The sequence below is a fragment of the candidate division KSB1 bacterium genome (assembly GCA_024655945.1).
Lineage (GTDB): Bacteria > Zhuqueibacterota > Zhuqueibacteria > JANLFK01 > Oleimicrobiaceae > Oleimicrobium.
In genome coordinates, this window is sequence record JANLFK010000007.1 from 194,628 (window position 1) to 205,110 (window position 10,483).

Here is a 10,483-nt window from a genome sequence, read left to right on the forward strand (position 1 = left end):
AGAGTGAGTTTCATCTACCGACGCAAGACGCTCATTAGCATGCTGTTCGTGGGGCTGACCCTGCTTGGGGTGGTGTCCTACCAACAGCTCCCCGTGGAGTTGCTGCCCAACGCCGAGTTGCCCTTCCTTATCGTCCAGGTCTCTGGCATGCTGGATGTGGACCCGGCCTACATGGAACGGCACGCCATCATCCCGTTGGAAGGTGCGATTGGCTCGCTCCAGGGAGTCGAACGCATCGACTCATACGCCGATCCCCGGCGGGGCACGATCTTCGTCTACTTCACGCAAGGGACCAACCTCAAGTATGCCTACCTGCGCCTGCAGGAAAAAGTGGATGTGGTCAAGACCACCTTGGGGGATGAGTTCAACGTCAACGTGGTGCGCGTTGACGTGGACCAGCTTGCCAATCAGTTCATGGAGTTGCAGGTTCGCGGTGGTGGCGACGTGGACCGCCTCCGGCATTTGGTGGACAAGGAGGTGGTGCCGGAGCTCGAAAAGATCGACGGCATTGCCACGGTGGTGGTCTCCGGCGGACGGGAGAAATCCGTGGAGATTATCCTCAACCAGGACGCCTGCCGGGCGCATGGCATCACCGCAGCGCAGATCCGCAATCTGATCCGCCAGAACAGTCGCACTACCACCTTTGTCGGCCGTGCCTTTGGCCGGGACAAGCAGTACTTCGTCAATGTGATGGCCGATTATGCGGACGTGCGCGATTTAGAAAACCTCGTGGTGCGCCGAGAGGGGCCGGTGCTGTTGCGCGATGTGGCCCAGGTGGTGGTGGGCGTTAAGGAGGAGACCTCGCTGAGCCGAGTCAACGGCAAGGAGGCGGTGACCGTCCAGCTGGTGCGCGATGCGCAGGTCAATCTGATTTCCCTGTCGCACGCCACCAAAGCCGCTATCGCCCGTTTGAACCAAAAGCTCAGAGGACAGGATCTCGAGATTGCCATCCAGAGCAACACGGCCGACGACATGGAGAACAACGTCAAGTTGATTATCCAACTGGCGTTGGTCGGCGGTTGCCTGGCGGTTGTGGTTCTTTGGCTCTTCCTGCGCAACCTGCGCTTGGTAGTGACTATCGTTCTGGCCATCCCCATTTCCATCTTCACTGCGCTCAACCTGTTCTACGCCTTCGGGATCACGCTCAACAGCTTGACGCTGGTGGGCATGGCATTGGTGGTGGGGATGCTGTTGGACAACAGCGTGGTGGTCCTCGAAAACATCTATCGCCACGCGGCCCTGCACCGCCAGCCCGACGAAGCGGTCACGCGCGGCACCAAGGAAGTGTGGCGCTCCATTCTTGCCGCCACTTTGACCACGCTCGTGGTCTTCCTGCCCTTTGTTTTCTCCAGCAACTTCCTCATCAAGCTCTTTGGTAGGCACATTGGCGTGTCGGTGGTGAGTACGCTGCTGGTCTCACTGGTGGTGGCCCTGCTGTTGGTGCCCATGATCACCCACCACTTCCTGAGTCGCGGCCAGGTGGGCAAGGGCGTGCAGTTCCGCATCGTCTCGCAGAAGAACAGGCTGCTGCAAATCTACACGCTTCTGCTCAAGTCGTGCATGCGTTTTCCGGTGCGCACCATCGGCACGGCGTTTGTGCTATTCGTGGCGAGCGTGCTCATCGCGCTGGGCGTGAGCCTGAACGTGGCGCGGGAAGTGCAGACCACCGATCTCAACCTCTACCTCACCATGGCCAGTGGCGCCACCCTGGAGACCACCGACGCGGTGACCAGCGAGTTGGAAAAGCGCATCGAGGATATCCCCGAGAAGCAGGACATCGTCAGCAAGATCTACGAGGAAGAGGCAGTTGTCACCGTCAAGCTGCGCAAGGACTATCAGAATATCAAGAAGCGTTCCATTGCGCAGATCAAGAGTGATATCCAGGAGCGCATCAAGGATTTCCGCCTGGCAGAGGTGAGCTTTGAGCAACCGCGTGCCAGCCGGCGCTTCCGCGGCGGTGGCGGCAGGGTGAACCCGGGCGCCTCATTCGAGCGCATGTTGGGCATTGGCACCCAGAGCGAGTCGATCCTCATCAAAGGTACCGACTTTGGGCGCATGCGCAATGTAGCCGAAGACGTTCGTTACTACCTGGAGAATCTGGAATCGGTACAGTCGGTGCGGCTCAATGTGTCCGAGAACCGGCCCGAGCTCCAGCTGCTTTTTGACAAAGCCGTGCTGAGCGAGTACGATATCACCTTGGCCACGATCGCCGCCGAGCTGACGGGCTTTCAACGGGAGTTCTCCTCTGGACTGCAGTTCAAGCAGGGCACCGACGAGTACGAAATCGTCATCCGCAGCGCGGAGGTGGAGGAGCGGGACAAGACTGTCGGTGACCTCCGGTACCTGCGCATTCCTTCGCAGACCGGTGGCACTTACGAGCTGCAGCAGTTAAGCCGCATCGTCTACGCCACCGGCCTGGCTACCATCAACCGGGTGAATCAGGAGAAGCAGATCGAGGTCAGCTACCAGTTCTTGCCTGAGGTCAATGCCTCCAAGACCTTGCGGGAGCAGGCGCGCGCCGAGGTAGCAGACGTGCTGGCCAACCTCACCGTGCCCGCCGGGATTGCCGTGGAGGTGGTGCAACCAGAGTCGGAATTGCGCGAGTTCTACTACCTGATCGGTGCAGCGATAGTGCTCATCTACATGATTTTGGCCGCGGTGTTTCAGTCATTGTGGCTGCCCTTGGTGGTGTTGTTCTCCCTCCCCTTTGCCGCCGTCGGTTCCTTTGCCGCGCTCATTGCCACCGGCAATTCGCTGCTCAACGCAAACACCTTGACCGGCTTTCTCATCCTTTTCGGCATCGTGGTGAACAACGGCATCATCCTCATCGACTACACGCGCATCTTGCGCAGCCGTGGGTTCCGGCGCTCGCGGGCGCTCTTGGTGGCGGGCCAGGCGCGCGTGCGTCCGATCCTCATCACCGCCATCACAACCATCGTCGGCATGTTCCCGTTGGCGATGGGCAAGGGAGCGTACGTGACCTACATTGGCGCGCCGTTTGCCATCACCGTCATCGGCGGACTCAGCATGAGCACCCTGCTGACGTTGGTGTTCATCCCCACAGTCTATGCTGGCCTGGAAACGATGCTGCGCTGGATCGCCGGCCTGGATTGGCGCGTGAAGGTGGCTCAGGGGGTGGCACTGGTGCTCGGTGGCTGGCTCATCTACAGTAGCGTGGACAGCCTCTTCTGGATCTGCATCGATGCCTTGGTGGTGCTCATGCTCATCCCCGCAGCCACCTACTTCCTGATGACCAGCCTGCGTCGGGCAAAGAGCGAGCTCATTCCCGCCGATGCGCCCATCGTGATCCGGCTGCAGAACCTGGTCAAAATCTACGACCAGGAGAGGCGCTTTGTGCGCGAGTGGAAAAAGGGCAGGGCCATCCGCGCCAAGGGCGGTCTGCACAAACGCTTCACCTCCCTGCGGGACTTTGACCAGTTCGTGTGGCAGTTGCCGCTCCTGGGCTTTCTGATCTATTTCGTCTACTTCTACCTGGGCAGTGCATTTTGGTTTGTGCCCCTGTCCGTGCTGCTCTACTTCTTTGTCCTCATGCTGCTCGGGCCGATCCGCGTGTACTTGCAGCATCGTTTCCGTCGTGCCGGAGGGGGCTTCTTGCGCACCTTGGGCGACCGCCTGCGCACGGTCTGGTTGTGGGGATTTCCAGCGCTAACGCTTCTGCTCTTCCAGTTGCGCTGGCAGCGTGTGGGCGTGGTGGCGGTCGTGGGCGTGCTGTGGTATGCGGCGTTGGGCGTGAACGCACTGGCCGCCCGCATCTACCAGAAGCGGATCAACATTGCCCGCATCGGTGGGCGCTTTGGTGGACTTCGCCGCGCGCTGTACCGCCTGGTACTGGCCATTCCCATTGTCGGCAAGAAGAAGCAGCCATTCCGTGCCCTGGACCAGGTTTCGCTGGAGATCGGCAGCGGCATGTTCGGCCTCCTTGGCCCCAACGGCGCCGGCAAGACAACGATGATGCGCATCATCTGTGGTCTGCTCAACCAGAGCCGGGGAAGAGTGTGGATCAACGGCCTGAATGCCAACGAGAAGCGCGAGGAGTTGCAGGGTCTTATCGGCTATCTGCCGCAGGAGTTCGGCAGCTACGAGAACATGACCGCCTACGAGTTCCTGGACTACCAGGCCATTCTGAAGAACATCATTGACGGGGAAGAGAGACGCGCCCGCGTGGAGTACGTGCTGGCAGCGGTGCACATGAGCGAACACCGTGATGAGAAAATCGGCTCTTTTTCCGGCGGGATGAAGCAGCGCATCGGCATAGCCCAGACTTTGTTGCATCTGCCGCGCATCCTCGTCGTGGATGAGCCGACCGCCGGCCTCGACCCGCGGGAGCGGATCCGGTTCCGCAATCTGCTGGTGGAGCTGAGCAAGGAAAGGGTGGTAATCTTTTCCACGCACATCATTGAGGACATCTCCAGCTCCTGCAACAAGGTGGCGGTGTTAAACCGCGGCAGATTGCGCTACTTGGGGGCACCGCAGGAGATGGCGCGCTTGGCAGAAGGGCGGGTGTGGCAACTCCATGTGGCTGTTGATCAGTTCGAGGCACTGCGCCGCCAATTCTTGGTGGTGCATCACATGCGCGATGGCGAACAGATCCGCGTGCGCTGCCTGGCCCCGACGCAGCCAACCCCGGATGCCATCGCAGTGCGGCCGTCGCTGGAGGACGCGTACCTGTGGCTGCTGCGCCAACACGGAGCAGGAGGCGTCACAGTAGAGGATGCGCCGACAACAAGCAGGACATGAGGAGGTTATGAAATTGCGCTCCTGGCTGCGCACCCATGCTGACGTGGTGCTGCGGCTCATCCGCTACAACCTGAAAATCATCTTCGCCAATCGCTTTTTCTACTTCCTGTTGGCGGCGTTGGCGTTCTTTGTCATCGTGACGCTCATCAATGTCTTCTCCGAGAGCACGCCCACGGAGGCCACGGTCTACTACTTGCTCCTCCTGCCCGGCCTGTTAGTGATTTTCTACCCCACGGTCTTTGGCATCCAAAATGACGTGGATGCGCGGATGATCGAGACCATCTTTGGCATCCCCAACTATCGGTACAAAGTCTGGCTGGTGCGCCTGCTGCTGGTGGGAGTGGTGGTGATTGTGGTGCTGGTTGTGCTGAGCCTGGTGAGCAGCATAGCCCTGGTGCGCGTGCACGTGCCGGAGATGGTCTACCAACTGATGTTCCCCGTTTTCTTCCTGGGTGCTCTTGCCTTCATGGTCTCCACTTTGGTGCGCAACGGCAACGGCACCGCGGTGGTGATGGTCGTCGTCGGGCTTGGCTTCTGGATCGCAGGGGGGATGCTGCGCACCAGCAGATGGAACCTGTTTCTCAACCCTTTCCAGACGCCGAGCAACATCAACGAGGCCATCTGGGCGAGCGTGGTCGTCAACAACCGGATCTACCTCCTGGTAGGGATGGTGGCGTCGGTCTTGTTTGGGTTGTTGAACCTGCAAAAGCGGGAGAAGTTCATCTGAAGGCTCCCACGCTGGTCGCTGAGCTGCGGCAGGCAGCAGCGGTGGGCACATGGTGGGTCATAACGCAAGGAGGTCAAGACGATGAAAGGCTTGTTGAACCGGCAAGGCGCGAGGTTGTGGACGATGCTTGGGCTGCTGCTGGTGGCGGCCGTCGCCACTGCTTCTGCCAAGGAAGGCTACACCTTGCGCTACAAGAGCAAACCGGGCAAGGTGCTCCGGTATGAGCGGAAGGAGAGCTCAACGCGCGAGATGGAGCGGGGCGGGCAGACCATGCAGAGCAGCTCGCAAAGGACGATGCAGGCGGAGCTGCGCACCGAGAGCGTGGATGAAGGACTTTGCTTCACCCTGACCGTGCGCAAGATGGAGGGGAGCATGCAGGGGATGCGCGGCAGCCGCACCACGGACTTTAAGGCCTTTGAGGGCAAGCGGGTGCGCCTCTGCATCGACCCCCTGGGCAAGCAGAAGGAGTTCACGCCCATCGACGAGTTTCCCCGGCCAGGACGGGAGGGCGAGCGCGGCCCGCGCATGGGGATGGGGCCCATGGGACCTCCCGAACGACTCCTTGCGCTGACGTTCCTCACCCTGCCTGAGAATCCGGTGCAGGTGGGCGACACCTGGACGGTCACCTACAGCGACTCCACTTCTCCTGCTGGTGGAGGACCCTTCATGCGTCGCGAGAAGGAGACCGGCAAGGTCACCTACACGGTGCTCGAGGAAGCGAAGAGGAACGGCTTCAAGTGCCTGCACATCAAGACCGAGACGACCTACAGCCGCGAGGGACATGGCAGCGGTCGCGGTGGGGAGATGAGCTCCGAAGGCGACGGCAAGGTCATCGGTGATGCCTGGTTTGCCTATGAAGAGGGGGTTCTGGTCGAATACACCACCCAGGATACCTACGAAGGCACCACAGCTTTCGCCGGAGGCCAGATGAGTGGCACATCCGCCGTAAGCACCGACACCAAGGTGACGCTCAAGTTGCTGAAGTAGCCGGACCCATTCGGCACTCTGGACGTTCCTGGCACGAGGCCCCGGAGGCGTTGTCTTCGGGGCCTCGCGGGTTTTCCTGGCTGTGCGGGCTTCCCTGGGGAGCGAACGTCCGAAGTGGCAGGCGCTTGGAGGACCATCAGGATTGGGTGCGGGTCGGCGGCGAAAAGAGGGAATCCGGAAGATCGATGTTGAATTCGACCTGCTCGGTAATCACGATATTGTCCAGTTCGCCGCCAAGACGGGTCTCTTTGTAGTGCTCGAGCATGATGCCCTGCTCTGCGCGGTAGTCATCCAGGTAGGTTTCTGAGCGCCAGAGAGCACCGTGCCGCAGCACCTGGTCGTCCCATCGCCGCTCTAAGAAGGTGTTCTTGTCGAGGTACACGCGCAGCACATCCCCATTGGCCAGGCTCACTTCGATCACATAGGCCTTGACGCCCTTGACGTAGGCCTCTCCCACCAAGCGGAGGCGATGGCCCTTTTCGCGATAGTCCAGCAGCGGGCCATCAAAGTCGGCAAGCTCGATGAGGTCTTTGGCCCGTTCCGGCTCGATGACCAGCGGTTGGTCGCCGGCCAGTGCCGGATTCATCACCCAGGCGACGGTGCCGTCGTAGGCGGCCACCATCGTGCCGCCCTCAGAGTCGTAGCTCAGGCGCACGCGGTCGGGGCGCTTGGCCAGAAGCACAAAGGGCATGCGGGCCTCGCCCTGCACAATGGTGCCTGTGAGCCGCTTTGAGGTAATCGCCTTGAGCCTCTCGTAACCACCCCGCGCGGCAATGTGCTTGTCCACGATGCGCTCCACCTTGGGGGAGCAGGAAAAGAAGACGCAGCCCCACAAGACCAAGCTCGCCAGCCGATAGAGTTTCATCGTGTGTCCTTTCGATGACAGGTGACACGTTCGCAGCCATAAAGCCTCGGCCACTTCCCGACCGCAGCCGACCCCTCACGCTCCGCACCGGCCACACTTTGCCTGGGCGCTCTTCCTGGATTGCGCCGCAAGGCCTTTCCAGGCGGCGTCTAAGGCCCGGACGGTGCATGCCTTCCCCTTGTGCAAGCCCATCCTCGCAGGCAGCGGTGCTGGACCCAGACGCAGTCTGCGAGGCGGCAGGGCCCAAATGCGCCTTTCATTGAGCGCGCAACCGGCGAGAAGCTGCTTCCTGGCGCGCCACTGACGCTCCTCGTCAGGTGCGCAAGTAAGAGGCGCCGTTGACGTCCAGAATCGCGCCGGTAAGGTACTCGTTGCCAGGGGCCGCCAGGAAAAGCACTGTTCGTGCCACTTCTTCTGGCAAGGCCAACCGGCCAAAGGGGATCTGCTTGCGGATTTCCTCCTCCTGCAGATCGGGCCGAGCTCCGGAGGCAGTGGCCACAAAGCCCGGAGCCACCACTGCCACGTAGATGTGGTGCGGGGCCAAGGCCACCGCCAGCGATTGACTCATGGCGTTGAGCGCCGCCTTGGCAGCACCGTACGCCGGCTTGAGCGGTTCCCCGCGAAACGCACCCCGCGAGGAGACGTTGACGATGCGGCCACCGCCTTGCCTGAGCATCTGCTGCACTGCCCAATAGGTGACCTGTACGGCGCTGAGGAGGTTCATGCGCAAGGTCCGCTCCCACGCCTGCAGCCACTCCTCGTAGGCAAGGTCGGTAATGCGGTGAACTGGTCCGGCGCCGCCTGCGTTGTTCACCAGCACGTCCACGCCCCCAAAAGACGCAACGACCTCCTGAACAAGCCGACGCGCCTCCTGCGGTCGTGACACGTCTGCCTGCGCCAGAAGGTGAGGCCCTCCGGGAAGCAGAGAGAAGAGCTCCTCAGCTGCCGCCCGATTGGCGCGATAGTTGACCGCAACCCGTGCTCCGGCCTCGGCAAAGGCCATGCACACCGCCCGGCCGATTCCCCGGGCCCCGCCAGTGACCAGCACACACTTGTCGGCAAACTGCATGGGCGAAACCTTTCCTTCGGATGAAGACATGCCCGTGGTGAGGCCATGTCCAAGACCTGGGCCTGCCTGATCAGCCTGCGGATGTGGAACAGGCCGCCTACCAGCAGAAGCGCCACCGCCGAGAAGGCGTGGCGTCCTATCTGCGGTTGCGCCAGAAGCAAAAAGTCATATGACCCGTGGTAAGCCACGGCCCACGCTAACCCCTTGGCGAGCTCTAACCGCCGGGGACCATCGTTGGGCGAAGTGGGAAAGGCCTACATGATACCCCATCACCGCAGAGGCGATGGCGTGCATAGGCACGGCCGTAAAGGCGCGTGCCAGCGCCACTTTCATCCCCCAGTCCACAACGAAAATGATGTTCTCCAGGCCGGCAAACCCCAGGGTGGCCACCACCGCGTAGACGATACCGTCCATGATCTCGTCAAAGGCGCGCCTTCGATAGCAGCAGCGCATGACGACCAGCAGCTTGAGACCCTCCTCGCAGAGCGCCACCACCATGTAGGCCTCCACGATTCTGCGCGGAAATTGGCTGCCAAAAAGCGCCTCCGCCAGCGATGAAAAGAACGTCTCGGTCATCCCTGCGGGAATGGTGGCGGCAAAGCCCCAGGCGAAGGCCACCAGCAGCAGCCCGCGCGGCTCCGGTCGCCTTCTGTCCTGCCGGTGGAAGTAGGCGATCAGGTACAGCGAGGGAATCACTGCCATGGCCACTGAGATGACTACGTACATGGGCGCGCCAGTCCGGATGTTCGCCAACCCTTACGTCCGGGTAAGGTGCCAGGAAGCAGCTTCGTCGCTTACTCGTCCAGGAGTCGCTTCTGGCCTTTGAGTTCCTGTATGTCGGTGATGTTCTGCGTGGCTTCCAGGCAGCCCAAATAGTTGCCTTGCCCATCCCGGAGGGCGTAGTACTCGATGAGGATCTTCTGCGGCCGCTCGTGCCCTTCTAGGTGCAGATCAATCCAGAATTGCGCCTTGTCCCGGGTGCCGGCCTTCATCTCGGCTAAGATCTTCTCCACCAAGGCCAAGCTCTTCTTCGGGTGGCAGTTGCGCACGTCCTTGCCGATGGTGCCCGGCGGGCGGCGGAAGATGCGCGTGGTGTGCTTGTTCCAGGCCACGACCTTGTCGTCCTTGTCTACAATAGAGAACTCGATGGGAATGGTTTCCAAGAAGGATGCGAGCATCTGGTCACTGAGGGTACCCATCATTGCGGTTTCCTCCTCCCTGTTCTGCCTTGTGCTAACCAACGACCTCCAGTGCCGCCCGAGCATGGTTGCTGCGTGAACCCTTGCACGACCTCAATTCGCCATCGGGGAGCAAAGGAACCCGTTCGTGGAGCGCAGACCCCTGCACCGACTCTCGCCCCGCTGACTCGTCCGCCACTTCCTTTCCGCACCTTCCCCAGCATTGCGGCCTCATTGCGTGGCCAAGGAGTGTGAAGGAAGCTACCCCCGTGCGCAGATCTGAGCAGGGTACCCTGCCTCTTCCGCGCCTACAGCTGGTGGAACGGAGCGAATTGCTGGCGGCGCACCTGCCGCTGAAGGCGCAACGCGGGAGACCCAGATGCGCCTTCCCTGCGGCCTGGGAACTCCCGCGCGAAGTCTTGCTGGACGGCGTGGTGCCCCAGCCGGGCGTGCCTTCGTGCGGTGTGCAGGCGCTGCGCCGGCCGCTTTGCCGTGCAAGTCTACACCTTCCTCCCTACCCCGCGTGGTGGTTCGCGCGAAGCGTGCCTCCCTCCCGGGACGGCATGCCCTGCGCGGAGGCTACACCGTCCGTGAGCTGGGACGAGCAAGACTCCCCGAAGCGCACGAGTCATATTTACGCAAAAAGGGCAAGAAAAGCAAGTGGTTTGTACGGGGGACCCCAGATGCGGTGATGTCTGCCTGAGGGGTGAGTGCACGCCCGCGCGGCGGGATGAGATGGCCGGGCTCCACGCCGGCAGTCGGCCGCCAAGAAAAAAGGCCACCTACGCTGCGCCGCAGGTGGCCGAAACTCGCCTCTTTCAACGTCTGTTCATCGCACTAACAACAGCTTGCGGCTCGCCACCTGGCTCCCCGCTACCAGCCGATAGAGGTACACCCCA

Annotated in this window: 7 protein-coding genes; 3 read left to right on the forward strand and 4 right to left on the reverse strand. The window is 61.5% G+C overall.

Features of this window, described 5'->3' with window-relative positions; genetic code table 11:
• The first annotated feature begins 3 nt into the window (after positions 1 to 3).
• The 3 genes from NUW13_10680 to NUW13_10690 all read left to right on the forward strand — a co-directional run bounded on the left by NUW13_10680 (position 4) and on the right by NUW13_10690 (position 6,472).
• Positions 4 to 4,758: an efflux RND transporter permease subunit gene (locus tag NUW13_10680; GenBank protein ID MCR4439487.1), complete on the forward strand. Its 4,755-nt coding sequence runs from the start codon at positions 4 to 6 to the stop codon at positions 4,756 to 4,758.
• Between the two features lie 7 nt (positions 4,759 to 4,765).
• The gene (locus NUW13_10685) at positions 4,766 to 5,485 is read left to right on the forward strand and encodes a hypothetical protein (GenBank protein ID MCR4439488.1); all 720 of its coding nucleotides are present in this window, start codon (positions 4,766 to 4,768) and stop codon (positions 5,483 to 5,485) included.
• 81 nt (positions 5,486 to 5,566) lie between these two features.
• Entirely contained in the window at positions 5,567 to 6,472 is a 906-nt protein-coding gene (locus NUW13_10690) for a hypothetical protein (protein MCR4439489.1), read from the forward strand.
• Positions 6,473 to 6,608: 136 nt separating this feature from the next.
• Here NUW13_10690 and NUW13_10695 read toward each other — a convergent pair whose 3' ends face one another.
• The 4 genes from NUW13_10695 to NUW13_10710 all read right to left on the reverse strand — a co-directional run bounded on the left by NUW13_10695 (position 6,609) and on the right by NUW13_10710 (position 9,608).
• Complete coding sequence (locus NUW13_10695) at positions 6,609 to 7,337, reverse strand: hypothetical protein (protein MCR4439490.1); 729 nt, start codon at positions 7,335 to 7,337, stop codon at positions 6,609 to 6,611.
• A gap of 313 nt (positions 7,338 to 7,650) precedes the next feature.
• A complete protein-coding gene (locus NUW13_10700) occupies positions 7,651 to 8,406 on the reverse strand; it encodes an SDR family oxidoreductase (protein ID MCR4439491.1) in 756 nt (251 codons plus the stop codon).
• Positions 8,407 to 8,571: 165 nt separating this feature from the next.
• Complete coding sequence (locus NUW13_10705) at positions 8,572 to 9,132, reverse strand: PrsW family glutamic-type intramembrane protease (protein MCR4439492.1); 561 nt, start codon at positions 9,130 to 9,132, stop codon at positions 8,572 to 8,574.
• 68 nt (positions 9,133 to 9,200) lie between these two features.
• The gene (locus NUW13_10710) at positions 9,201 to 9,608 is read right to left on the reverse strand and encodes a PAS domain-containing protein (GenBank protein ID MCR4439493.1); all 408 of its coding nucleotides are present in this window, start codon (positions 9,606 to 9,608) and stop codon (positions 9,201 to 9,203) included.
• Positions 9,609 to 10,483: the final 875 nt, after the last annotated feature.